Consider the following 25,945-nt stretch of genomic DNA (forward strand, 5'->3'; position numbering starts at 1 on the left):
CACCCCCTGCTCGTGACGCTCGACGTCGTGTCCACGGTTCCCCGCCTCAGCGCAGCAGGCCGCGGAGCTGCGCCGGGGTGATCTCGGCCTCCGGCGGTGCCTCGTCGCTCGCCAGGTGGTCGAGGAGGCGCCGGCGGAAGTGCGCCGCCGCCGGGCGGTCGGGCGACGCCTGGAGGTTGAGCGACGTGACCGCGACCGTGCCCGCCCCCAGCCGCGCCTCGACCAGGACGCCGAGCCGGCGTGCCTCGAACCAGGTGTCGATCGCGCGCACGGTCGGCTCGAGGCCGTCGGGCAGGCCGTCGACGAGCATCGCCCTGGCGCCGTGCAGCAGCTCCCACCACTGCCAGTCCGTGTGCCCGTCGCTCGGGAAGTCGCGGAACAGCCGGTGGGCGGGGTCGTGCACGAGGCCGAGCGTGTGCGGCCCCTGCCCCTCGGTCCACGCCGTGTTCCAGAACACCGTGGTGAAGCCGAGGGCGACGTCGTTGCCGATCGCGTCGGGGGCGAGCTCGAGCAGGACACGGGCCCCGTCGGTCGCGAGGCGGATCGCCTCGTCCACCTCGCCCGTCACGACGACGCCGGACGGGGGACCGGCCGGGACGTCGGCCGCGGAGTCGGCCGGGACGTCGGCCGCGGGGCCGGCGTCCGGGTAGAACCACAGCGGCCAGTCGTTGGCGTGCACGGCGTCGCCGGTCTCGATGCCGAGCCACAGCGTGAGCCGCTCCGCCCGGTCGACCTGGCCGCGCCGTCGTGTCGGGACGGTCACCGTCCCCAGCCGCGTCCCGTTGCCCAGCGGCAGGTCGACCGCCTCGGCCACGACACCGCCGAGGACCTCCGTCCCCGCGTCGTCGCGCAGGCTCCAGGTGACCCGGGCGCCGGTGAGCTCGGCGGCGCCGAAGTGCGCGACCTGCACCTCGAAGGTGAGGTCGTCCCCGTGCCGCCAGGTGCGTCGGGGCAGCCGGGCGAGCGGGACGGTCGGCCCGCAGAACCGCGCGAACTCCTCCGGTGCGCAGTACCCCTTGGACTCCCAGAACGCGTTGAGCACCCCGACGAGCGCAGTGCCCTGGCCGGGGAAGTCGCTCAGCCCGAGCAGGTGGAAGCCGCCGAACCCCTCGGTGCGCAGCGCGGCCTCGACGTCCTCCTTGTAGCAGAGGGTCTGCAGCCGCCCGGAGGCGTGCAGCAGCTCGGCCGCGCGGTCCTCGAGCCCCGCGGCCGCGAGGAAGTCGCGGAAGATCTCGAGGTTGCGCGGCTGCATGAGCCCCCGATACCGCCCGATCTCGTCGAGGTCGGGGTACGCGCACCACTGGCCGATCTCGTGGCTGACGATCGGCCGCGGCGTCGCCTCGACCCACGCGCGGTAGTCGCTCGTCGTGCTCGGCGGGCACGCGTTCAGCCGCGACGTCAGCCCCTCGCCCCAGCGATGGGCGCGCGGCTCGGGGACGTTGTCGAGGTCGTTCGCTGGGATCGCCGGCCAGCCGGCGGCGCTCGTGTAGAGCCGGCGCGGGTCCATCGCCCGGGTGCCGTGCACCCAGGCGCCGAGGAACTCGGCGTCGCGGCCGGCCGGCTCGTTCCCGTGCGCCATGACGACGAAGGAGGGGTGGTTGCCGTACTCGTCGAGGATGCGCCGGGTCTCCTCGACCAGGAACGCGTCGACGGCGCGGCCCTCGCCGAGCGCCGCCCCCTGGTTGGCCCACAGCGGTCCCTCGACCTGGAGGTACATCCCCGCCGCGTCGGCCGCGTCGAACGCCGCCCGGGGCGGGCACCAGGAGTGGAACCGCAGGAGGTTGAGGCCGTGGGCGCGGCAGACCTCGATGATGCGTCGCCAGGCCGCGACGTCCGTCGGCGGGTAGCCCGTGAGCGGGAAGACGGCGCACTCCAGGGTGCCGCGGAAGAACGTCGGCCGGTCGTTGACGGTGATCCGCCCGTCCCGCACCGCGACGTCCCGCAGGCCGAGCACGGTGCGCGCGACGTCGCGGTGCTCCCGGCCGTCGACCGTCGTGGCGAGCTCGACCGTCAGCTCGTGCCGGCCCGGGTGGAACTCGTCCCACAGGGGCGCGTCGGCGCCCAGGTCGAGCGAGACGTCGACGTGGGCGCTCGACTCGGTGACGCCGCGCTCGCCGAGGTCGCGCGAGTGCTCGCCGACGAAGCCGACGGTCGCGGCGGTGGAGGCCGCGTCGTCGACCGTCCCGTCCGCCCGGACGCGACGGGCGACGACCCGCACGTCGCCGGACCCCGTCCCACCGGTGCCGCCGACGAGGTCGACGCGGACGGTGGCCGTGCGGGCGGCGGCGTCGGGGAACACGCGCACGCGGCGGATGCGCACCTCGGGCAGGGCGGTGAGCCGGAGGTCGCCGACGACGCCGTTCCAGTTCCCCTGCGTGTGGTCCGAGACGCTGTGCGCGTTCGGCCCGACGTCGACGACGGTGCGGTTGTCCACGCGGAGCGTCAGCAGGTGGCGCCCGGGGGCGAGCCGGCCGAGGTCGTGGTGGTGCGGCGTGGTGAGGCTGCGCTCGGAGCCGATGCGCTCGCCGTCGACCCACACGGTGGACTCCCAGTGCACGCGCTCGAGGCTCAGCCGCACGCGACGGCCCGACCACGCCGGCGGGATCTCGATCTCGCGGGAGAACCACGCCGCGCCGCGGTAGTAGACGCGCGGCTGGAGCCAGAACGGCACGGCGAACGTGTCCGGGCGGCGGTAGGGGGCGTAGCGCTCGTCGGTGAAGAACGAGCGGTCGACGATGCTGCCCGTCCACGGGGTGTCGAGACCGACCGGGTCGCCGAGGCCCTGCTCCTGGAGCGAACCGGGCAGGGTGAGCGCCACGGCGGCGTCGGGCGTCGTGGCGAACCACGCCTCGCGCTCGCCGACGCCGTCCGGGTCGAGGGTGCAGCTCCACTCGCCCGCGAGGTCGAGGTGCCAGGGGTCCGGCACGACGGCGGCGGTGTCGGCGGTGGCTGGGACGTGGGCTGACGAGGGGTGGTCCACGGCCCGATCGTAGGCAGCGCGGCGAGCCGGCTGAATGGACGTTGCCGTGCGGTCACATGGACGATCCGCCGCGTGGCTGGCGGTCGGCGGGGGGCGCCTTGCGCCCGGTGGCCGGCGTCGCCCCGATGCTCAGCCGAGGACGACGAGGAAGCCGAGCACCGCGCTCACGACCGAGACGACGCCGAGGACGAGGGACGGCGTGAACGACTCGCGGCGACGCACGTGGGTGAGGACGGCGCCGACCATGGTCGCGGCGAGGGCCACCGCGGCGACCGGAGTCAGGATCGGGGCGATCGAGAGCGCGAGCGGCAGGACGAGCCCGACGGCCCCGAGCACCTCGGCGACGCCGATCAGGCGCACGGCGGCGGCGGAGTAGTCCTCGGTCCACGCCATCCCGGCCGCGGCGAGCTGCTCCTTCGAACGGGTCGCCTTCATGGACCCGGCGGCGAGGAACGCGGCGGCGAGGAGGATGTTGACGATCCACAGGGCGATGGTCACGGGCGGTCCTTCGATCGATGGTTACTGTTTGTGAGTGACCCCATGGTGCGTCAGCATCGGGGGCGGTACAAAAGGAACAGCCGTGTGCCCCGGGCACACCGCGGGTGGGAGTGCCATGGAGATCGGCGACGACGAGGACCGCGAGCCGCGCACCGACTACGAGGGCATGTGCCACGGCGTGCGGGACGAGGACGGCCGCGCGGTCCGGGACGTCCTCGACCGCATCGGCGACAAGTGGTCGCTGCTCGTCATCGGGACGCTGGCCGGGGGCCGGCTGCGCTTCACCGAGCTGCAGCGGCACATCCCCGGCGTCTCCCAGCGGATGCTCACGCTCACCCTGCGCCATCTCGAGCGCGACGGGCTGGTGAGCCGCACGGTCCACGCGGAGGTGCCGCCCCGCGTCGAGTACGACCTCACCCCGACGGGACGCACGCTCATCGCTCCGTCGGTCGCGCTGGCGAGCTGGGCGATCGAGAGCTATCCCGCGATCGAGGCGTCCCGGGCCGCCTACGACGCCGCGCGCTGAGCCGGGGTCCCGAGCGTCGGCGGAGCGGTCGGCGGCGCGGTCCGGATCACGCCGCGACCGGCGGTGCGATCGGCGTCATGCGCCGGTGCCGCGGTCGAGGTAGCGCAGGAGGACGACGCCGTGGGGCTCGACCGTGACCGGGATCGCGGTCGAGCCCGGGGCGACGCCGCGCGCGCCGTCGTCCTGGGTGCTCACCGGGATGGCCGACGCGGCCGCGCCCGCCCACACGTCCGTCACCGGGCCGTCGAGCCGCAGCGGCAGGCCGACGTTGCCCGCGTCGAGCGCGACGACGAGCGGCTCCTCGCCCGTGTTGAACGCCGCGACGTAGCGGTGGACGCCGACGGTGTCCGCGTCGTCGGCGCCGCTCAGGTCGGCGAGGTAGGCGGCCGGGAGCGAGTCGGCGCGAACCTCGGCGCTCCACAGGACGAGCGACCCCTCCCGGAACACCTCGCGCGAGCCGCTCGCGTGCAGCAGCGCCAGGACGCCGGGGTTGCTCAGCAGCTCGAACGTCTCCTCGCTGGAGGCGGGCAGGTGCCCACCGACCATGAGCGGCGAGCGGGCGACGCACCACAGCGTCAGCAGGGTGCGCTGCTCGGCGGGGGTGAGGTTGCTGTCGTGCGGCTCGCCGCGCTCGGCCCGCACGCTGATCCGGCCGAGCGGGAGCATGTCGCCGTCGGGCCAGCCCTGCGGCGACGCGTGCGGCGCCCACCGGGCGAGGCGCGCGAAGTTCGCCTCGACGTCGGCCCAGGAGTCCCACAGGTCGTCGCAGATGCGCCACATCGTCGCGTGCTCGCGCAGGTCGTCCAGCCGGGCGAGGCTGAGGTCGCGGCCGGGGGAGAGGCTCAGCTCGATCGGGCGTCCCGAGCGCTCGATGGCGCGCGCGTAGGCGGCGATGTCGGCGGCCTGGTAGGGCCAGAGCATGTCGTCGGCCTTGATGAAGTCGACGCCCCACGAGGCGTACAGGTCGAGCGTCGAGTCGTAGTAGGCCCGGCACGCGGCGCGGACGGTCGGGTCCGGGTCGTGCCAGCGCAGGCCGACCATGTCCGGGTTCCACTCGCACGCGTTGCTCGGGTCGGCGACGGCGCTCGCGGTGAGGTCGGTGCCGAGGATCGGCAGGTCCCGCTCGACGGCGATCCGGGGGATACCGCGCATGGTGTGGATGCCGAACCGCAGGCCGAGGTCGTGGACGGCGCGCGCCAGCGGGGCGAAGCCGGTGCCGTCGGCCGTCCCGGCCGCGCTCGGGAAGCGACCCGGGTCGGGCAGGAGGCGGCCGTGGTCGTCGATCGCGAGCGGGGCCCCGGCGTTGTAGCCGTGGGAGCGGGCGGTCGGGTCGGACCAGTCGATGTCGACCACGACGGTGTCCCAGCCCAGGTGCGCCAGCCGGCGGCTGAGCACCTCGGCGTTGGCGAGGACCTCGGCCTCGGTGACGGTGGTCCCGAAGCAGTCCCAGGAGTTCCAGCCCATCGGCGGTCGGGGGGTGGGGATGCGGGCCATGGCGGTGCTCCAGGGGGTCGTCCGAGTCTCGGCGGTGAGAGATGTTTAACGTTAACATCAGGCGCGCGGTGGTGCGAGTCCTTGCGTGGTGGTCCGGCCCGGTGCGGGCGGTGCGAGTCGCCGGGGTGGTGCCAGTCGCCGGGGTGGAGCGAGCGGGCGAGAGTCCGCGTGGCTCGGCCTGGGCTCGTGGGGTTCGGCCCGCGCTCGGTGTGGCCGATCGAGCTGGTGCCCGGCGTTGTCGTGGCTGGTCGTCGGGCTTGCGGTGTCGCCGGCACCGCGGTGGCCACCGCGGTGCCGCATCCGTTGGACCATCCGGTTCGGTCGTGGCCACCGCGACGATGGTGACCCCGTGGAGCCGGGTCGGTGGGACCACCCGGTTGTGGGGTGGCCGTGGCGATGATGGCGGTCCGGCGAGCCGCGGGCGGCCTCGGCGGGTCGTGCTGGGAGCGTGTGGCCCGGTGTGGCCGACCGGGGCTGGTGCCTGCCGTTGTCGTGGCTGGTCGTCGAGCTCCCGATGGCCGCCGTGGTCGCGGTGGCCACCGCGGCACCGCATCCGCTGGACCATCCGGTTCGGTCGTGGCCACCGCGACGATGGTGCCCCTCGTGGAGCCGGGTCGGTCGGGCCACCCGGTTGTGCGGTGGCCATGGCGATGACGGCCGCGCCGGCGAGCTGCGGGCGGCCTCGGCGGGTCGTGGCGGGACCGTGTGGCCCGGTGCGGCCGATCGAGGCTGGTGCCCGCCGTTGCCGTGGCTGGTCGTCGAGCTCCCGGTGTCGCCGTGGTCGCGGTGGCCACCGTGGTGCCGTATCCGCTGGTTCATCCGGTTCGGTCGTGGCCGCGGCGACGATGGTGACCCCCGCCGAGCCGGGTCGGTCGGACCACCCGGTTGTGGGGTGGCCATGGCGATGTCGGCGGCGGTCCCCGGAACCCGGCGAGCCCGGCGACACCACCCGGGCCGATAGTGACCGTCCCCCGCCGATCCCTGCTAGGTTTAACGTTAACAGTGCGCGCCCTCCCGTGAACCCCGAAGGAGTCCGGATGCCGCAGGACGAAGACGCCCAGACCGCACGGACCCGCCCGAGCGTGCTGTTCGGCGCCGCCTACTACGCCGAGTACCACGTGACCGACCGGATGACCGATCGGCTCGAGACGGACCTCGACCTCATGCGGGACGCCGGGTTCACCGTCATCCGGGTCGGGGAGTCCGTCTGGTCGACCTGGGAGCCGCGCGAGGGGGAGTACGACCTGGAGTGGTTGGCGCCCGTCCTCGATGCGGCGCACGCCCGCGGCATCGGCGTGATCCTCGGCACCCCGACCTACGCGGCGCCGCCGTGGCTGCAGAAGGCCTACCCGGAGATCGCCGCGCAGACGCGGACCGGGCAGCCGGTGCCGTGGGGGAGCCGCCAGGAGATCGACTACACGCACGCCGCGTTCCGGTTCCACGCGGAGCGGGTGATCCGCGCCGTCGTCGCGCGCTATGCCGACCACCCGGCCGTCATCGGCTACCAGGTCGACAACGAGCCGGGCCTGTTCCTGTTCCACAACCCGGCGACGTTCCGCCGGTTCGTCGCCTGGCTGCGCGCGCGGTACGGCGACGTCGAGACGCTCAACCGCGAGTGGGGGCTGACCTACTGGTCGCACCGGATCGCGCACTGGGACGAGCTGTGGACCCCGGACGGCAACAGCCTTCCCCAGTACGACCTGGCCTGGCGCCGGTTCCAGTCCGAGCAGACGGCCGAGTTCATCCACTGGCAGGCCGACATCGTGCGCGAGTACGCCGGGGCCGACCAGTTCGTCATGACCTGCATCGCCTACCCGCGGCCGGCCGTTGACGACGAGCTGCTCACGAGCCGGCTCGACGTCGCGGCGGGCAACCCCTACTTCGGTGCCCAGGACCACCTCGACCCCGCGCAGACGCTCGCGCCGTTCGAGGGCTGGGTCACCAGCGGGGTGGCGGGCGTGCTGCGCCAGGCCGACCGGCTCTACTCCTCCCGCCAGGACCGGTTCCTGGTGACGGAGACCGGCGCGCAGAGCATCGGCGGCGCCGGGTACAACCTCCCGCCCTACCCGGGACAGCTCACCCAGGCCGCGTTCGCGCTCGTCTCGCGCGGTGCGTCGATGATCGAGTACTGGCACTGGCACACGCTCTCCTACGGCACCGAGACCTACTGGGGCGGGGTCCTGCCGCACGGCCTCGAGCCCGGCCGGGTCTATCGCGAGGTCGCCGAGACCGGCCGGCGCCTCGCCGCCATCGGCTCCGCGCTGGACGGGTTCGACCCCGACGCGGACGTCGCGCTGCTCTGGTCGACGGACTCCCGCTACGCCCTGGACGCCACCGCCCCGTTCCGTGGTGCCGCCGACGGTCGCGACGGTGCCTACGAGCGGATCGTCGACGCCTTCCACGGCGGGGCGATCGACGCCGGCGCCCAGGTCCGCATCCTGCACACCGCCCAGGCGCTCGACCTCGGTGCGGCCGCCCTCGCCGAGCGCTACCCCGTCCTCGTCGCGGCCGGGAACTACGTCGCGACGGACGCCGACCTCCGCCTCCTTCTCGACTACGCGGCGGCGGGCGGCCACCTCGTCCTCGGGCCGCGCACCGGGTACGCCGACGACGAGGCCCGCGCCCGGGTCGCCGTCGCCCCCGACGTGCTGAGGTCCGCCGCCGGCGTGCGGTACGAGGAGTTCTCCACGCTCGAGCGCGACGTCCCCGTGACGCTCCACGAGACGCTCGGCTCGGTGCGGGCCACCGTCGACGGGTCGGCCGCGGCGACCCTGTGGATCGACGGCCTCGCGCTCGACGCGGCCGGCGCCGGGCTCGCCGACTCGGCCGGCGCCGCGCTCGGGGACGCGCGCACCGACGCCGACCCCGCCGCCGCGACGCTCGCCACGTACGACCACCCGTTCTTCGGCGCCTTCCCGGCCGTCACCACCCGGCCGCACGGAGCCGGACGCGTCACCGTCGTCGGGACGATCCCCAACCGCCCGCTCGCCGCGGCGGTCATGGCCTGGGCCGTCCCCGACCCGATCGGTCACGGCCTCGCGCGGGTCGGGCTCCCGGTCACCGTCGGTTCCGGCGCGCTCCCGGACGGCCGGCGCGCCTGGTTCCTGTTCAACTGGTCCTGGCGGGAGTACGACGTCGAGCTGCGCCGCGACGTCGCCCGCCTCGACGCGGCGGACGGCGCCGACGCGCACGGCGCGGCCGACGACGCCGGGGGCCGCCACCGCGCCGGCGACCGGCTGTCCGTCGGGCCGTGGTCGGTCGCGACCCTGATCGACGTCTGACCATGGCCGATCCTTGCCCGGGAGGCGCGCCCGTGCCTAGCCTTGTGAACGTGAACAATGGCCTGTCCACCGTGCCGGCCCTCGCCGACGTGAGGATCGACGACGCGTTCTGGGCGCCGCGCCGCGAGGTCGTCCGGACCCACACGATCCCGCAGCAGGAACGCGAGCTGCGCACCGGCGGCCACCTCGACGCGCTCCGCGGCACGTGGCGCCCCGGCGAGCCGGAGCCGCACGTCTTCTGGGAGTCCGACGTCGCCAAGTGGATCGAGGCCGCGAGCTACTCGCTCACCCAGGTCCCCGACCCGGAGCTGGACGCCGCCGTCGAGGAGGTCGTCGCCCTGCTCGCCGGCGCCCAGGAGCCCGACGGCTACCTCAACGTCTACTTCTCCCAGGTGCGCCCCGGCCGCCGGTTCACCGACCTGCGGGACGCCCACGAGCTCTACTGCCTCGGCCACCTCGTCGAGGCGGCGGTCGCCCACCACGAGGCGACCGGGAGGACGAGCCTGCTGGACGTCGTGCGCCGGTACGTCGACCTGGTCGAGCGCGAGCTCGGCCCGGGCGGATCGTGCGACGGCGGGTACGACGGCCACGAGGAGATCGAGCTCGCGCTGGTCCGCCTCGCCCGCGCGACGGGGGAGGCGCGCTACCTCGACCTCGCTCGGCGCATGGTCGACGCCCGCGGCCGCGAGCCGTTCTACTTCGACGCCGAGACCGAGCGCCGCGGTGACGAGGGCTACTTCGCCTCCTACTTCCCCGACCGCCCGCGGCAGGTCCAGCGGTTCCGCGAGTACAACCAGAGCCACGCGCCGGTCCGCGAGCAGTCCGACGCGGTCGGGCACGCCGTGCGCGCCATGTACCTCTACTGCGCCATGGCCGACCTCGCGGCCGAGACCGGCGACGACGGGCTGCGGGCCGCGTGCGAGCGCCTGTGGACGAGCGTCACGGAGCGCAAGATGTACCTCACGGGCGGCATCGGCGCCGATCCGTCGATCGAGGGGTTCGCGGGCGACCACGAGCTGCCGAACGAGTCGAGCTACAACGAGACGTGCGCCTCGGTCGGCCTCGTCATGTGGGCGCAGCGGATGGGGGCGCTCACCGGCGAGGGCCGGTACGGCGACGTCATGGAGCTCGCCCTCTACAACACCGTCCTCGCCGGGGCGTCGGCCGACGGCACGCACTACTTCTACGGCAACCCCATGGCCAGCGACGGCGGCCACGAGCGCGAGCCCTGGTTCGGCTGCGCCTGCTGCCCGCCCAACCTCGCCCGCCTCCTCATGTCGCTGCCGTGGTACGCCTACCTCGTCCGCCCCGGCCAGGTCGACGTCACCCTCGCCGTCGGGGGGTCGGCCCGGCTCGACGTGCCCGGCGTCGGCGAGGTCCGCCTCGACGTCGCGACCGGCTACCCGTGGACCGGTGACGTCGCGATCGACGTGACGGCCCCGCCCGGGGCGGACCTCGTCCTGCGCGTGCGCATCCCCGGCTGGGCCGATGGCGCGCGGGCCGAGCTCAACGGCGAGGACCTGCCGGACGACGCGGTCGTCGACGGGTTCCTGTGGGTCGAGCGCGCGTGGCGCGCCGGCGACCGGCTGAGCATCGAGCTGCCGATGCCCGCCCGTCGGGTCTGGGCCGACCCGCGGGTGCGCGCCGATCTCGGCCGCGTCGCGGTCGCGCGCGGGCCGCTCGTCTACTGCGTCGAGCGGCCGCTCGACGGGAGCGCCGATGCCCCCGACCCGGCCGCCGTCGTGCTCGCCCGCGACGAGCCGATCGGGACCAGCTGGTCGGACGAGCTCGGTCTCGTCGTCGCCGACCTGCCCGTCCGGACGATCGACGACGACGCGGCGACGGTCGAGGCCGACGGCGCCGCCGCCCCCGACGGTGCCGCCCCGCTCCACCGCCGGACGCCGCCGCGGACGACGCGGCGCACCGCCGAGGCCATCCCGTACTTCGCGTGGGCGAACCGCGGGCCGAGCGCGATGCGCGTGTGGCTCCTGGACTCCGCCCCCGCCTGACCCCCCGCACGAAGGAGACCCCATGTCCCACGACGACCCGCGCGCGGACGCCGTTCGCACGCCGGCCCGGACGTCATCGGAGCACGCGCTCCACCGCCCGCTCGGCCTCGGCGAGGTCCGCCTCGCGGGCGGGGCCCTCGCCGACTGGCAGGAGCTCAACGCCTCCGCGACCATCCCGCACTGCATCGTCAAGATCGAGGAGTGGGGGATCCTCGACAACCTGCGCCGGGTCGTCGGGGAGTCGGGCAAGGACTTCCGGGGCTTCTGGTTCGCCGACTCCGACCTCTACAAGGTCATCGAGGCCGTCGCGTGGGAGATCGCCCGGACCGGGACGACCGAGTTCGACGCGTGGCTCGACGACGTCATCGGTCTCGTCGGCCGCGTCCAGGAGCCGACCGGCTACGTGCACTCCTACCACCAGGGCGTCGCGCCCGAGTCGAAGTTCCGGCAGCTCGACCTCACCCACGAGATGTACGTGCTCGGCCACATGATCCAGGCCGGCGTCGCGCTCGCCCGGGCGAACGGGCGCACCGACCTGCTCGAGATGTCCCGTCGGTTCGCCGACCTCGTCGACCGGCGGTTCGGTCCGGGGCGCGAGCGCGGCATCTGCGGCCACCCCGAGCTGGAGACGGCGCTCGTCGAGCTGTACCGCGAGACCGGCGAGCGGCGCTACCTCGACCTCGCCGCGCACCAGATCGAGGAGCGCGGCCGCGGCCTGCTCAAGACGGGCGGCTTCGGCGCCCGCTACTTCCAGGACCACGCACCGGTGCGGGAGGCCCGCGACGCCGTCGGGCACGCCGTGCGCCAGATCTACCTCAACACCGGCGTCATCGACGTCTACCTCGAGCTGGGCGACGCCACGCTGCTGGACGCGATGGACGCCCAGTGGGCCAGCGCCCACGAGCGCAAGATGTACATCTCCGGCGCGTTCGGCTCGCGCCACCGCGACGAGGCGTTCGGTGACGACTACGAGTTGCCGAGCGAGCGCGCCTACGCCGAGACCTGCGCGACGATCGCCGACCTCCACTGGACCTGGCGCATGCTGCTGGCCGGCGGGGGCGCCGGTCCGGCCGCGTACGCCGAGACGATGGAGCGCGAGATCCACAACGCGCTCGCGGCCTCGATCGACGCCACCGGCACGCGGTTCTTCTACTCCAACCCGCTGCAGCTGCGCCCCGACCGGTTCTCCGAGGAGAACGCGCCGCGCGAGCGAGCCGACTGGTACGTCTGCGCGTGCTGCCCGCCGAACATCGGCCGAGTCGTCGCGCAGCTCGCCGCCTACGTCGCGTCCGTCACCGGGTCGACGCCCGAGGCGCCAGCGACGCTCTGGGTGCACCAGCTCGCCTCGGCGGACATCGACCTGCCGGCGGGGCTCGGCGCCGGCGTCGTGCGGATCCGCACGGACTACCCCCACGACGGCGTCGTGACGATCGACGTGGTGGGGGATGGGGCCGGGGAGGCAGCCGCCGACGCCCCGGCAGCCGCCGAGCTCGCGGTCCGGGTCCCGTCGTGGTCGGCGGCCAGCGTCCTGCACGGTCCCGACGGGACGTCGGCCCCGCGCGGCGAGGACGGCTACGCCCGCCTGCCGCTCGTGCCCGGCGCGTCCTACCGGCTCGAGGTCGACCTCACGCCACGCCTCACCCGCGCCCACCACCGGGTCGACGCGCTGCGCGGGACGCTCGCCGTCGAGCGCGGTCCGCTGGTGCACTGCGTCGAGCAGGCCGACCTGCCGGCCGGCGTCGCCGTCGACGATCTCGTCCTGCTCCCCGACACGGCGCCCGTCCTCAACGACGACGGGACGCTCACGCTCACCTGCGCCGTCCTGCCGGAGCAGGACGGTCTCTATCCCGCCGCGGGCGCGACGCCGGCTGCGACGGGCCGGATCGAGGTGCGGGCCATCCCGTTCTCGACCTGGGGCAACCGGACGCCGGGGGCGATGAAGGTCTGGCTGCCCGCGTCCGCGTCCGTCTGATCCGCTCCGACCCAGCCAGCTCGCCCGACCGGGAGGTCCCCATGACCATGTTCTTCGAGGTGTCCGACGCGCGTCTCACCTGGCGCGGCGACGGTGAGACGCTCGTCGTCGAGCCCTGGGGCCGCGACGCCGCGCGGGTCAGGGCGGCGCTGAGCCACGACGTCGTCGACCACGACTGGGCCCTGCTGCCGCCGACCGGTGACGTGGCGGGCGCGTCCGCCACGACGATCGACGTCGTCGCGGGTGCGGACGGACGCGAGGTCGCGACGCTGACGCGGGGCCGGCTCCGCGTCGTCGCGACGGCGTGGCAGGGGATGGACGGGCAGGCGATGTACCCGCGGGCGCACTGCTCCCTCGCGTTCTACGACGGCGACCGTCTCCTCATCGCGGAGGAGGACTCCGGGGGCGCGCTCAAGCGGCGTGCCCGCTGCTACGACTCGCGCGGGGAGAGCGAACGGCTGACGGCGTCGTTCAGCGCGCCGCGGGAGGAGGTGCTCGTCGGGATGGGGCTGTACCAGCAGGACCTGCTGGACCTCAAGGGGGCGACGCTCGAGCTGGCGCACCGCAACTCCCAGGCGAGCGTCCCGTTCGTCGTCTCGAGCGCGGGGTACGGGTTCCTCTGGCACAACCCGGCGATCGGGCGAGCGACGTTCGGCACCAACCGGACGGAGTGGCTGGCGGAGCGGGCCGATCAGCTCGACTACTGGATCACCGTGGGGGAGACCCCGGCGCAGATCGCGCGCGCCTACGCCGACGCGACCGGGCACGCGCCGATGATGCCGGAGCACGGGCTGGGGTTCTGGCAGTGCAAGCTGCGGTACACCTCGCAGGAGGAGCTGCTGGCCGTCGCGCGGGAGCACGTCGGGCGGGGGCTGCCGCTCGACGTGATCGTCGCCGACTTCTTCCACTGGCCGCGGATGGGCGACTTCCGGTGGGAGGAGGAGTTCTGGCCCGACCCGGACGCGATGATCGCCGAGCTGCGGGACCTGGGCGTCGAGCTCATGGTCTCGGTCTGGCCGCAGGTCTCGCTGGAGTCGGAGAACTTCGAGGAGCTGTCGCGGCGCGGGTACCTGGTGCGATCGAACCGCGGGCTCGACATCCAGATGTCGTTCGAGGGCCCCTCCCGGTTCCTCGACGTCACGCACCCCGGGGCGCGGGCCTGGCTGTGGTCGACGCTGCGGCGCAACTACCCCGGCGTCCGGCTGTTCTGGCTGGACGAGGCCGAGCCCGAGTACGTCTTCTTCGAGTACGAGACCTATCGGCACCACACGGGCCAGGCGGTCCAGGTCGGCAACACCTATCCGCAGCTCTTCTCCCGCGCGGTGTTCGACGGGCAGGTCGCGGACGGCGCCGGGGTCGCGGACGGCGCCGGGGTCGACGGGGTCGGCCCGGTCAACCTGGTCCGCTGCGCGTGGGCGGGGTCGCAGCGCTACGGCGCGCTCGTGTGGTCGGGCGACATCCACTCCTCGTTCGAGTCGATGCGGCGACAGGTGACGGCCGGGATCCACATGGGCGTCGCCGGCATCCCGTGGTTCACGACGGACATCGGCGGGTTCGCGGGCGGGAACGTCGAGGACCCCGCGTTCCACGAGCTGCTGATCCGCTGGTTCCAGATGGGGGCGTTCATGCCGGTCATGCGGCTGCACGGCGACCGCGGGCCGCAGCGCCAGGTGGTCGCGGCGGACGGGTCGCGCCGCTGCCACTCCGGGGCCGGGAACGAGCTGTGGTCCTACGGCGAGGAGGTCTACGGAGTCCTCGCCCGGTACGTGCACCTGCGCGAGGGGCTGCGAGAGTACACCCGCTCGGTCATGCGCGCGGCGCACGAGGACGGCCAGCCCGTCATGCGGGGGCTGTTCCACGACTTCCCGGACGACCCGGCGGCGTGGCGCGTCGGCGACCAGTTCCTGTTCGGGCCCGACGTGCTCGTGGCGCCGGTGCTGGAGGCGGGGGCGCGGTCGCGACGCGTGTACCTGCCGGGCTCGGCGACGGGCTCGGGCTCGGCTGGCGGGGCGCGATGGGTCGACGCCTGGTCCGGACAGGAGCACGAGGGCGGGTCGTGGGTCGAGGTCGACGCCCCGCTGGAGCGGATCCCCGTCTTCCTCCGGGTCGGCGCGGCGCAGACGGCCCGCGACGGGCTGGCGCGACTCGGCGCTCCCGCGTCGTCCTGATCCGGTACGGGCGGCTGCCCGGCCGGTCTCAGGAGGACCCGACCGCGCGGCGGAGCCAGCGCGACCCCGGGCCCTCCGTCGCGGCCTCGTCGCCGGGGTTGACGAGGGTGCACCGGCCGAGGGACAGGCACCCGCACCCGATGCAGCCGTCGAGATCGGCGGCGAGGCGTTCCAGCACCCGGATGCGCTCGGCCACGAGCTCGGCCCAGGCCGTCGACATCCGGGTCCAGTCGCGCTGCGTCGGCGCGTGGTCGCGCGGCAGGTCGGCGAGCGCCGCCCCGATCTGCTCCAGGCTGAGCCCGATGCGCTGACCGGCCGCGATCACGGCGAGCCGGCGCAGGGTGTGGCGCGCGAACATCCGGCGCCCGCCGCTGGTGCGGACCGCGTCGATCAGGCCGCGCTCCTCGTAGTACCTCAGCGTCGCCACGGTGGTGCCGGAGCGGCGCGCGACGTCGCCGATGCCGAGCAGCTCGTGCGGTTCGATCCTGGCCACGCTCGATTCTGTCCGGATCGCGCGCTTGACCTCAAGTCCACTTGAGGTTGTTGGGTGGGCGACATGCGACTCACTCAGGTACGAATGCCAACGAACGACCTCGAGACGGCCGGCCGGTTCTACGCGGAGACGCTGGGGCTCCCGGTGGTCTCCGACAGCCGGACCGCGGCGGTGAGCATCGGGTCGACCAGCCTCGTCCTTGAGGCGGGACGGACGCGGCGCGGGGCGCAGCACCTCGCGTTCACGATCCCGACCGGCTCCTTCGCCGCGGCCAGGCAGTGGCTCGAGGGACGGGTGCGACTGCTGGGGCGGGACGGTGTCGAGGAGTTCCCGTCTCCCCCGAGCTGGAACGCCATGTCCGTCTACTTCGACGGGCCGGACGGCCAGGTGCTCGAGCTGATCGAGCGGCGCGACCTCCGTCAGCCCTACGACAGCGGGTTCGGTCCCGAGCACCTCCTGGGCGTGAGTGAGGTCGGGGTGGCGGTCCCAGACGTCCTTGCGACCGTTGCGATGCTCGAGGGGCTCGGCGTCCACCCGTACGGCAACCCGCCGGGCGCGGGGTTCGCGGCCGTCGGCGACATCGACGGGCTGCTGATCCTGGTGCCGCCGGGGCGCGCGTGGCTTCCCACCGACGACCGCGTGGTGGCGGACGACCCCGTGCTGCTCCGGGTCGACCCGGAGCTGGAGGCCGAGCTCGCACCGGGTCGCGTCCTCCGGCCGGCGGCGTCGTCCTGACGGCGCGGGGGCGGGCGCGGGCAAGGGGGGCGGGGTGGCCGGGCGTGAGCCAACCACCTCCGCGGCGCCGCCGCCCCGCCCGACCACCTCGGCCGTGCGCCCCTCAGCCCAACCACCACGGCTGCGCCGCCGCCCAGCCCGACCCCCTCCGGTATCGGGGTGGATCGAGTCGCCATTCGCGACCTGATCCACTCCGGTAGCGGAGTTCGGGCCAGCTGCGGCGCCGGACCTCCCCGTCGGCGCCGACGGCGCGCGGTCCGACGCCGTGGCACCCCTCCGGCCACCCGCCACCCGACACCCGCCCCCTCCGGTATCGGGGTGGATCGAGTCGCCATTCGCGACCTGATCCACCCCACTATCGGAGGTGGGGGGGGCAGCCCAGGCGTCTCCCGCGCCCCGCCGCGACACCCTCTCGGCCCCCGCGCGACACCCTCTCCGAACCCGCCCGAACCCCCAGGTCACGATCGCGTAACGGCATTTCCATCGTTGTTGACAACGATAGAAATTCTCGGCAGCATCGTCCGTGACGCACCTCACAGCACGACCGCCGGCAGCATCACGAGCGGGAGCGGCGCGGGGTGCGCGGTGGTGGCTCGCACCGGAGGGAGCGGGTCGCCGGGCAGGGCAGTGGAGCCCTGTCCCGCAGGCACGCAGCATGAGGCACGCAGCACAGCAGGATCGGTTCGGCCCACGGTCGACCACGGCGATTTACAACGTTGTAGAACGGCTCCGACGCCACGCGCACCGGAGCACCGGACGTCTCCCGACGGAGACGGGATCAAGGAGGATCAGATGGAACGCAAGTTGCCAGTCGCGTTCGGCGGGCTTGCTCTCGTGGCAGCCCTCGCTCTCGCCGCCTGCGGTGGCGGCACGGGTGGTTCGGGCAGCTCGGGCAGCAGTGGCGGGGACGCCACGGGCTCCGACGGTGGTGGCGGCGGGAAGACGACGCTGCTCGCCTGGCACGGCTACACGGAGGCCGACGGCAAGGTCCTGGACAAGATCGTCGCCGCCTTCAACGAGTCCCAGGACGCCTGCGAGGTGAAGGCCGAGGCCATCGCCTGGGCCTCGATCACGGAGAAGCTCATCACGAGCCTCGGCGCCGGCAACGGCCCGAACCTCGTGGTCCAGGGCCCCGACACGGGCCTCGGGTACGTCAACCAGGGCGCCTTCCTCGACGTCCAGGACTACTACGACGACCCGGAGACCTACACGAGCGTCCCGGCCCTGTTCCCGAACCTCGCGGAGGCCGTGACCTGGGACGGCAAGACGTACGGCATCCCGATGGGCACCGCCGCCTACGCGATGTACTACAACAAGGACCTGTGGGCGGCCGCCGGCCTGACCGACGCCGACGTCCCGACCACGATCGACGAGATGCTCGACGTCGCGAAGAAGATGACGAACGGGGAGAACTACGGCATCGCCGCCCCGGACAAGGACCCGATCTTCCTCGCCACGATCCTGCACTCCGGCGGCGGCGACTTCATCACGGACGGCGAGGCGTTCATCGACTCGCCCGAGAACGTCGCGACGCTCGAGAAGTGGCAGAAGGCGTTCGTCGAGGACAAGGTCAGTCCGACGGGCATGGACCAGACCGCCGCCATGGAGCTGTTCGGCTCCGGCCGCGCGGGCATGATCCTCAACGGCCCCTGGCAGATCACCTCCGCCGAGAGCTTCGGCATCGACGCCGACGTCTTCGGCTGGCCGGCCACCTGGGTCGCCGGCGTCCTCAACTACTGGTGGTCGACGAGCATGAACGACACCGACGAGGAGAAGGCGTGCGTCTACGCCTTCGGTGACTTCTGGAACAGCCGCGACATGCAGGTCGTCTGGCAGGACTCGTTCTACCCGCCGAACCGCAGCGACATCACGCCGGAGGAGTTCACCGACTCCCGGATCGCGACGCTCGCGGAGTTCTCGCAGTACGCCCACTACTACCTCTCGGGCGTCCAGCAGAACTTCAACGACATCTCGAGCACGACCAACGCGATGATGGAGCAGATCTCCCAGGGCGGGAACGTCGCCGACCTCGTCGCATCGACGCAGTCCAAGGTCGAGGGTTACCTCAAGTGACGCCGCGTCCCCCGCGGGGCCGGGCCACCGGCCCCGCGGGGGACACCTCGGAGGTGACATGACATGAACGCAAAGCTCGCCTATCGCGCGCCGCGGATGATCGGGGGCAAGGGCGCCCAGGACCCGCGCACCCTGTCGGCCGGCAGCCGCCGGATGCGCCGACGCCGCAACCTCCTGGGCTACCTGTTCTCGGGCCCGGCGCTGGTCATCCTCGGCATCTTCGTCTTCTACCCGACGTTCTACGCCCTCGCCATCTCGTTCACCGACTCCTCCGGCCTGAACGCCCCGAGCTTCATCGGCGCGGAGAACTACGTGCGGGCGTTCACCGAGGAGGACTCGCTCAAGGCCCTGGCGAACACGGTGGTCTACGCGGTGTCGTACGCGCCGCTCGTCATCATCGTCGCGCTGGCGGTCGCGCTCCTGCTCAACCGGAGCGACCTGTGGCTGCGCAGCCTCATGCGCACCGTCATCTTCGTCCCGTTCATCATCTCGATGGCGGTGGCGGCGCTGGCGTGGAGCTTCATCATCGACGCGCGCACCGGCCTCCTGCCGTACTGGTTCTCCCGGCTGGGCATCGACCTGCCGGACATCCTGGCGAGCACGACGTGGGCGATGCCCGCCGTCATCTTCGTCGCCGTGTGGAAGAACTTCGGCTACTTCATGGTGATCTTCCTCGCCGGCCTGCAGAACATCCCGCGGGACCTGTACGAGGCGGCGGCGCTCGACGGGGCGAACGCGTGGCGCCGGTTGCTGGCCGTCACCCTCCCGGGGCTGCGCCCGACCATGACCTACGTCGTCATCCTGGCCGCCAACGGCGCCTTCCAGGCCTTCGACCAGATCTACGTCATGACCGGCGGCGGCCCGCTGCGCTCGACCGAGACGATCGTGTACCGCGTCTACATCGAGGGCTTCGCCAACTTCCGTCAGGGCTACGCCTCGGCGCTCTCGTTCATCCTCATGGGGATCACGATGATCATCGGCATCGTCCAGCTCATCGTGAGCCGTCGCCAGGAGAGGGACCTCGCATGACCGCGACACCCGTCCACACGCTCCCGACCGCACCCGGCGGCTCGAGCCGCGACGCCGCCCGCCGGTTCCGGCGCCCGCCCGTCGGCCGTCTGGTGGCGATGCTCATCGGCATCGCGGCCGCGGCCCTCGCCGCGTTCCCGCTCATCGTCGTGCTGCTCACGGCGTTCACGCCGCAGTCCGAGACGCTGTCGTGGCCGCCGCAGCTCGTCCCGCAGAACTGGACGACGGCGAACTTCCCCGAGGTCTTCGAGCGGATCCCGGTCTGGGACCAGCTCTGGAACACCGTCGCGATGTCCGTCGGGGTCACGGCCCTCTCGCTGTTCTTCGACTCCCTCGCCGCCTACGCCCTCGCGTGCATCCCGTTCCGCGGTCGCGGCTGGCTGCTCGGCGTCCTCATCGCGACGATGATGATCCCGTTCCAGTCGCTGCTCATCCCGCTGTACAAGATGCTGAGCGAGCTCGGCTGGATCGGCACCCTCGTCGGCCTCATCGTCCCGCGCGCCGCCGACGTAGCCGGCATCTTCCTGCTGCGCCAGTTCTTCATCTCGATCCCGCGCGACCTCGACAGCGCGGCCCGGATCGACGGCGCGTCGGAGTTCCGGATCTACTGGAACATCATCCTGCCCAACGCGACGGCCGGCCTGCTCACGCTCGGCCTGTTCAACTTCATCGGCAACTGGAACGACATGCTCTGGCCGATGGTCATGACCAACTCCGCCAGCGACCGCACCCTCACCGCCGGGCTCGCCCTGCTCAACGGCAGCGCCCAGGGCGTCGTGCCCTACGGCGTGACCATGGCCGGCTCGCTCATCTCGGTGCTGCCGCTCATCGTCATCTTCGCGATCGTCCAGAAGCGGTTCATCGAGGGCGTCGCCAGCACCGGGATCAAGGGATAACAAGGGATCAACCATGCGCGTCTCTCCGCTCGGCACCGCCGTCGTCCACCGTGGCGCGGTCGGCGAGGCCGGCTCGATGTACACCCGCCTGCTCGCCGGACGGCCGGACGGCCCCCTCGCCGGGGCCATGTTCCTGACGTGGGAGCGCCGCCTCGGCGTCGCCGACCCCGGCGGGCCCACCTTCCCGATCTGTCGCAGCGACGACGGCGGCCGGACCTGGACCGAGATCGCCGCAGTCGCCGACGTCGCGCGCGGTGCCGGCAACCGTTACCAGCCGACCCTGCTGGAGCTGCCGAGCGACGTCGCGCACCTGCGCCGGGGCGACCTGCTGCTGGCGGGCAACGCGATCCCGGCCGACGGCGCGTTCACCTGCCTCGTGCTGTACTCCTCGACGGACGGCGGTCACACCTGGACCTTCGAGTCCGTCATCGACGAGGGCGGCCCGTCGGTCTACGACAACCGGTCCGACTCGACGACGACGGCCATCTGGGAGCCCGACCTCGACGTCGTCGACGGCGCCCTCGTCTGCTGCTACGCGGACGAGCGGCGCAAGCCCGACGGCATGCTCCAGACGATCGAGCGGCGCACGACGACCGACCTGCGGACGTGGTCGGACCGCGAGCTGGTCAGTGGCATCTCGAACCGCTACCTGCGGCCGGGGATGTTCGTCGGCACGGGTGAGATGCCGGACGGCCGACGCCGCGCCGTCATCGAGATCGTCGGCCCGCGCGACGTCCCGATCCATCTCCTGGAGTCCGCCGACGGGCGCTCGTGGGGCGACCCGGCGGACCTCGGCCGGCTGCTCGTCGCCGACGACGGGGTCGCGCTCTCCGGGACCCCGACGATCTCCTGGCGCGAGCTGCCGGACGGGCGCGTCCTCCTCGTCGCGCTCGGGCGGCACTCGATGCGCGACGGACGCGAGGGCAACCGCGCCCTCGCCTCGCTCGACCTCGGCGAGACCTGGACGTCGTTCGAGCTGCCGACGCCGGCGACCCGCGCGATCCACGGCGACGCCTCCGGCTACAGCCAGACGATCCGGTGGAACGACGCGGGGGAGCTCGTCCAGGCGACGAGCGTGCGCAACGCGATCGGCTCCCACGACGTCGTCGTGACGCGGGCGACGTTCGACGTCGACGCCACCGACCCGATCCCGGCGGGCGACCGATGAGGCAGCGCTGGAGCGAGGCCGAGGCCTGGCGGTGGTACGGCGAGCGCCCGTGGATCACGGGCTGCAACTTCATCCCGAGCGGCTCGACGCACGGCTCGCTGTGGCTCCTCCAGGAGCACGGGCACGCCGAGGCGTTCCGCGACGCCGCGCGGGAGATCGCCCTCGCCTCGTGGCTCGGCCTCAACAGCATCCGGTTCTACCTGCCGTTCGAGGTGTGGCAGCACCAGCGCGACGCGTTCTTCGCCCACCTCGACGAGCTGCTGGCGCTGCTGGACCGGTACGGGATGACGATGATGCCGGTCCTGTTCAACGACTGCACCGTGCCGAGGGACCGCTGGGCCCCGGCGCGGCTCGGCGTCCAGCCCGAGCCCGTCCCCGGCTACTTCGGGGGCGCGCCCGGCGGCGCGTTCGACGAGGACGTCCAGGGCGGCGACGTCGTCGGCTACCTCCCGTTCGACGAGCCGGGCTCGTCCGTGCTCATGCGCGAGTTCGTCGACTCCCTCGCCACCCGGTACGGCGAGGACGAGCGCGTCCTCATGTGGAACGTCTGGAACGAGATCGGCAACTCCCACCGCGGCGACCGCTCGCTCGCGATGATGCGCGAGGTCTTCTCCTGGCTGCGCGAGGCCGACGTCGCCCAGCCGCTCACCGCGGAGGTGTGGGGCGGCGGTGCGCCGTCGCCGCTCGCCTGGGTGCACCACCCGACGACGCTGCCGGAGGTCGAGCACCGCGCCATGGAGCTCTCGGACATCGTGACGTTCCACTACTACGGCGACTACTGGCACGCGAAGCAGCTCATCGGCTACCTGCGCGGCTTCGGTCGCCCGCTCGTCAACACCGAGTGGATGCACCGCCCCTACGGCAGCCTCATCGAGACCCACCTGCCGCTGTGGAAGCGCGAGGACATCGGCAGCTACTTCTTCGGCCTGGTCAACGGCAAGCCCCAGCTCCACCACGTCTGGGAGTTCATCAAGGACCTGCCCAACGTCGACACCAGCCCGTGGATGCACGACGTCGTCCACGCCGACTTCACCCCCTACGACCCCGACGAGATCGCCGTGCTGCGCGCGTGCAACCGTGAGGAGCCCCTTCGATGACGGCCCAGTCCACCGAGCCCAGCGCGGCCCCGCGCACGCCCACCGTCGTCGAGCTGCGCGTCGACGACCTCGGCGAACCCGTCGACGCGCGCCTGTTCTCGCAGTTCTTCGAGCACATGGCGACGGCGACGGTCGGCGGGATCAGCGCCGAGCTGCTGGCGAACCCCACGCTCGCCGCCGACTCGGGCCTGAGCCCCGCCCAGGTCGAGCTGCTGCACCGGAACGAGGCGACGGTCCGCGCGTGGCGCCGGGGCGACGACGGCCCGATGCGCGAGCGGTGGAGCGGCGCCCCCCTGCAGGGCGGGTTCCCGGCGACGCTGGTCGAGGAGGTGCACGTCGGCGTTCCGCTCGGCTGGGCGCCGCTCGGCTGGGAGGCGCGCGCCGTGCGGAGCTGCCCGGGTCGGATCGGCGACGGCGTGCGCGTCCCCGGCCGCGCGGGCCTGGCTACCGCCGAGGCCGCCGGGACCGACGGGACCGCCGGCTCCCTCGCGCAGCTCGATGACGTCCCCGGCCTGCGCCAGGGCGTCCGCCTGCCGACCCACCGGTGCCGCAGCGTCGAGGTGTCGCTCGTCGCGCGACCCGTCGCCGGGGCGGGCGTCGTCGAGGTGCTGCTGCGGCGTCGCGAGCCGCGGGTCGGCGAGGACGGCGGGCTCGCCGGCGTCGCCGGTCGGGTCGGCGACGTGCTCGCCCGCTCCCGCGTCGCCGTCGACGACGCCGCGTGGCACCTGACCCGGCACACCCTCGACCTGCCGGACGGCGCCGAGGTCGAGCCGACCGAGCTGGTCGACCTCTGCGTCCGCTGGCTGCCGGACGCCGCGGCTGACGGCGCGGGGGCGGCCGGCGCCCCCGGCGCGGGTGTCGCGCCCGACCTCGTCGTCGACCGCATCAGCGCGATGCCGGCCGACCACGTCGAGGGGTTCGACCCGGAGATCGTCGACCTCGCCCGCGGCGCGCGGATCGCCGAGCTGCGCTGGCCCGGCGGCAACTTCGTCTCCCACTACCACTGGCGCGACGGCGTCGGCCCGCGCGAGCTGCGGCCCACCCGGGGCAACCCGGCCTGGGGCGGCCTGGAGCAGAACGAGATCGGCACCGACGAGTTCCTCCGCCTGTGCGAGCTCATCGGCGTCGCCCCGCACATCACGGTCAACTCCGGGACCGGCAGCTCGACCGAGGCGGCCGAGTGGGTCGAGTACTGCAACGGCGGCGTCGACACCCCGATGGGCGCGCTGCGCGCCCGGAACGGCCACCCCGAGCCGTACGGCGTCCTGGTCTGGGAGGTCGGCAACGAGAACTTCGGCACCTGGCAGGGCGGGTACGTCGGCTCGGAGGAGAACGCGCGCCGGTTCGCCGAGTTCGCGCCGGCCATGCGGGCGGCCAGCCCGGTCCCGATCGAGGTCCAGGCGTGCGGGAGCTGGTTCGACCTGGTCCCGCCGAGCGCGGCCCTCGACATCTCCGTCGCCGACGGGCGGTGGCACGACGAGCTGGTCCGGCAGGCGCCCGACGAGGTCGACGTCGTCTCGCTCCACGCGCTGCCCGTCAACGACGAGCACGTCGACGGAGTCGACGAGGACGAGGTGCACGGCGCCCTCATGGCGAACGTCGTGACGACCGAGCGGCGGTTCTTCCCCGAGCTGCTGGCCCGGCTCGACGCGAGCGGGCGTCGTCCCGACCTCCCGCCGATCCGGCTCAGCGTCACCGAGTGGGGCCCCGTCGGAGCCCGGCGCGACCGCGTGCGGTGCGAGAACGCCGGCGGCGGCCTGTGGGGTCTCGACTTCCTCGCCATGCTCACGAGGTTCGGCTCGCGGATCGCCATGGCGTCGCCGAACGGGTTCCTGCACGGCGGCTCGATCAAGAAGGGCGCCGGCGTCGTCTACACGGACGCCGTCTTCGAGGTGACGAGGGAGATGGCCTCGCTCGTCGGGCACCGGCCCGTCGCGCTGGAGGTCACCGGACCGACCTACGACGTCGAGCACCCGCCGGACCTCGGGCTCCCGGAGACCGGCGTCCCGACCGTCGGCGTCAGCGCGTTCACCGACGGGGACGACCTCACCCTCCTGCTCGTCAGCCGGCGGCGCAGCGGCGGGGACGACGTCGAGATCGCCCTGCCCGACGGCTGGCGCGGCGGACAGGTCCGGGCGCGCCGGTGGACCCTCGACCGCATCGGGACGACGGCATGCCCGGCCGACCCGACGCCGGTAGTTTGGACCGACATCTCCGTGCCCACCGGGCCGCGCGGTCTCGCGATCGAGACGCCGGCGCGCAGCGCGGTGTGGATCACGGTGGCGGGAGGGGTGCGTGAGGACGAGTGAGTCCGGGCGCGGGCTGACGGGCGGCCCCGTCGTGTCCGCCGCGGCCGAGGAACCGGGCCCCGGGAGAGCGAGATGAGCCTGCGCGACGCGCGGGAGGAGGCCCCGCGCGCCGTCACGATGAGCGACGTCGCGCGGATCGCCGGCGTCTCCCTCAAGACGGTGTCGAACGTCATCAACGACTACCCGCACGTGCGCCCGACCACGAGGGCGCGCGTGACCGAGGCGATCGAGGAGCTGGGCTACCGGGTCAATGCGACCGCGCGCAACCTGCGGCGCGGCCGGACCGGCCTCGTCGGGCTGGCGATCCCGGATCTCGGCGAGTCCTACTTCGGCGAGCTCGCGAACGCCGTCGTCGACGTCGCCGACGGGATGGGGCTCAGCGTCCTCATCGAGCCGACGCGGGCGGACGCCGCCTCGGAGCTCGAGGTGCTGACGAACGACCGCCGCTCGATGACCGACGGGCTGCTCTTCTCCCCGCTCCTGCTCGAGGCGACCGACCTGCGCCGGGCGGTCGCGGCGTCGCCGTTCCCGATCGTGCTGCTCGGCGAGCGCGTGTTCGGCGTCGGCATCGACCACGCCGTCATGGCCAACATCGAGGGCACGCGCGCCGCGACCGCCTACCTCATCGAGCGCGGCGCGCGGCGGATCGTCGCCGCCGGGGCGCCGCCCGTCCGCGAGCCCGACCCCCGGCTGGTCGACGTCGCGGAGGACGGGCTGACCCGGGAGCTCACCACGTCGTCCGAGGCCCTGCGTCTCGAGGGGTACCGGCGGGCGCTCGCGGACGCGGGCCTCCCGTTCGACCCCGACCTCCTCCTGCCGACGGGGCCGTGGCGTCGCTCGACGGGTGCCGCCGCGCTCTCGGACGCGCTCGATGCGGACCTCGACTTCGACGGCGTCGTCGGGTTCAACGACGCGGTCGCGCTCGGCGCGCTGCACACGCTCCAGATCCGCGGGGTCGACGTCCCGGGACGGGTCCAGGTGATCGGGTTCGACGACCTCGACGAGGCCGCGTACGCCACGCCGGCCCTCACGACGGTCGCGCCCGGCCGCGTCGAGATCGCCAAGACCGCGCTCGACCTCCTCGCGCTCCGGCTCGAGGGGTCGACCGAGCCCGCCAGCCTGCGTGTCCTGCCCTTCCACATCTCCGCCCGGGACACGACCAGATGACCACCAGCCACCACCGCTGCACCGGCCCCGCCGGCGTCAGCTGAACGACC

Annotated in this window: 17 protein-coding genes; 13 read left to right on the plus strand and 4 right to left on the minus strand. The window is 73.5% G+C overall.

Annotated features, from left to right (window positions below; all coding sequences use genetic code 11):
• Positions 1 to 46 precede the first annotated feature (46 nt).
• Positions 47 to 2,980, minus strand: a complete 2,934-nt coding sequence (locus EDD28_RS09050; RefSeq protein WP_123739308.1) for a glycoside hydrolase family 2 TIM barrel-domain containing protein — start codon at positions 2,978 to 2,980, stop codon at positions 47 to 49.
• A 129-nt stretch (positions 2,981 to 3,109) separates the two neighbouring features.
• Positions 3,110 to 3,478, minus strand: coding sequence for a DoxX family protein (locus EDD28_RS09055; protein WP_123739309.1), 369 nt, complete (start codon positions 3,476 to 3,478; stop codon positions 3,110 to 3,112).
• A 115-nt stretch (positions 3,479 to 3,593) separates the two neighbouring features.
• Between EDD28_RS09055 and EDD28_RS09060 the strand changes: the two genes are divergently transcribed.
• Positions 3,594 to 4,004, plus strand: coding sequence for a winged helix-turn-helix transcriptional regulator (locus EDD28_RS09060; RefSeq protein ID WP_211339154.1), 411 nt, complete (start codon positions 3,594 to 3,596; stop codon positions 4,002 to 4,004).
• A 75-nt stretch (positions 4,005 to 4,079) separates the two neighbouring features.
• On the opposite strand, the gene EDD28_RS09065 is transcribed toward EDD28_RS09060, so the two are convergent.
• Positions 4,080 to 5,498, minus strand: a complete 1,419-nt coding sequence (locus EDD28_RS09065) for an alpha-galactosidase (RefSeq protein WP_123739310.1) — start codon at positions 5,496 to 5,498, stop codon at positions 4,080 to 4,082.
• Between the two features lie 1,037 nt (positions 5,499 to 6,535).
• Here EDD28_RS09065 and EDD28_RS09070 point away from each other — a divergent pair.
• From EDD28_RS09070 to EDD28_RS09085, 4 genes are read left to right on the plus strand one after another with little or no spacing between them, the layout of a single operon-like run.
• Positions 6,536 to 8,779 carry a beta-galactosidase gene (locus EDD28_RS09070; RefSeq protein ID WP_123739311.1) on the plus strand — a complete coding sequence of 748 codons (2,244 nt, stop codon included), beginning with the start codon at positions 6,536 to 6,538 and terminating at the stop codon, positions 8,777 to 8,779.
• 50 nt (positions 8,780 to 8,829) lie between these two features.
• Positions 8,830 to 10,788 (plus strand): glycoside hydrolase family 127 protein, encoded by a 1,959-nt coding sequence (locus EDD28_RS09075; protein WP_211339155.1) that lies wholly within the window; start codon positions 8,830 to 8,832, stop codon positions 10,786 to 10,788.
• Positions 10,789 to 10,810: 22 nt separating this feature from the next.
• Positions 10,811 to 12,760, plus strand: a complete 1,950-nt coding sequence (locus EDD28_RS09080) for a glycoside hydrolase family 127 protein (protein WP_123739313.1) — start codon at positions 10,811 to 10,813, stop codon at positions 12,758 to 12,760.
• A 41-nt stretch (positions 12,761 to 12,801) separates the two neighbouring features.
• On the plus strand, positions 12,802 to 14,928 hold the full coding sequence (locus tag EDD28_RS09085) for a glycoside hydrolase family 31 protein (protein ID WP_123739314.1): 2,127 nt from the start codon (positions 12,802 to 12,804) through the stop codon (positions 14,926 to 14,928).
• Positions 14,929 to 14,956: 28 nt separating this feature from the next.
• Here the strand turns inward: EDD28_RS09085 and soxR are convergent, their stop codons facing one another.
• Positions 14,957 to 15,421: a redox-sensitive transcriptional activator SoxR gene (gene soxR / locus EDD28_RS17700; protein WP_245967977.1), complete on the minus strand. Its 465-nt coding sequence runs from the start codon at positions 15,419 to 15,421 to the stop codon at positions 14,957 to 14,959.
• Between the two features lie 84 nt (positions 15,422 to 15,505).
• Here soxR and EDD28_RS17705 point away from each other — a divergent pair, with 84 nt between their 5' ends.
• From EDD28_RS17705 to EDD28_RS09125, 8 genes are all read left to right on the plus strand, one after another.
• Positions 15,506 to 16,156, plus strand: a complete 651-nt coding sequence (locus tag EDD28_RS17705) for a VOC family protein (RefSeq protein WP_211339156.1) — start codon at positions 15,506 to 15,508, stop codon at positions 16,154 to 16,156.
• A 792-nt stretch (positions 16,157 to 16,948) separates the two neighbouring features.
• Positions 16,949 to 18,229 carry an extracellular solute-binding protein gene (locus tag EDD28_RS09095; RefSeq protein WP_123739316.1) on the plus strand — a complete coding sequence of 427 codons (1,281 nt, stop codon included), beginning with the start codon at positions 16,949 to 16,951 and terminating at the stop codon, positions 18,227 to 18,229.
• 63 nt (positions 18,230 to 18,292) lie between these two features.
• Positions 18,293 to 19,258 (plus strand): carbohydrate ABC transporter permease, encoded by a 966-nt coding sequence (locus EDD28_RS09100; RefSeq protein WP_211339157.1) that lies wholly within the window; start codon positions 18,293 to 18,295, stop codon positions 19,256 to 19,258.
• Complete coding sequence (locus EDD28_RS09105) at positions 19,255 to 20,154, plus strand: carbohydrate ABC transporter permease (protein WP_123739317.1); 900 nt, start codon at positions 19,255 to 19,257, stop codon at positions 20,152 to 20,154. Before EDD28_RS09100 ends, EDD28_RS09105 begins: the two co-directional genes overlap by 4 nt.
• A 13-nt stretch (positions 20,155 to 20,167) precedes the next feature.
• Entirely contained in the window at positions 20,168 to 21,322 is a 1,155-nt protein-coding gene (locus EDD28_RS09110; protein ID WP_123739318.1) for a sialidase family protein, read from the plus strand.
• The gene (locus EDD28_RS09115) at positions 21,319 to 22,419 is read left to right on the plus strand and encodes a glycoside hydrolase 5 family protein (RefSeq protein WP_123739319.1); all 1,101 of its coding nucleotides are present in this window, start codon (positions 21,319 to 21,321) and stop codon (positions 22,417 to 22,419) included. Before EDD28_RS09110 ends, EDD28_RS09115 begins: the two co-directional genes overlap by 4 nt.
• Entirely contained in the window at positions 22,416 to 24,728 is a 2,313-nt protein-coding gene (locus EDD28_RS09120; RefSeq protein ID WP_123739320.1) for a hypothetical protein, read from the plus strand. The genes EDD28_RS09115 and EDD28_RS09120 overlap by 4 nt, the downstream gene beginning before the upstream one ends.
• Before the next feature lie 72 nt (positions 24,729 to 24,800).
• Positions 24,801 to 25,895, plus strand: coding sequence for a LacI family DNA-binding transcriptional regulator (locus tag EDD28_RS09125; protein WP_245967978.1), 1,095 nt, complete (start codon positions 24,801 to 24,803; stop codon positions 25,893 to 25,895).
• Positions 25,896 to 25,945 lie beyond the last annotated feature (50 nt).

Origin of the sequence: Salana multivorans, from assembly GCF_003751805.1 — a bacterium.
GTDB lineage: Bacteria > Actinomycetota > Actinomycetes > Actinomycetales > Beutenbergiaceae > Salana > Salana multivorans.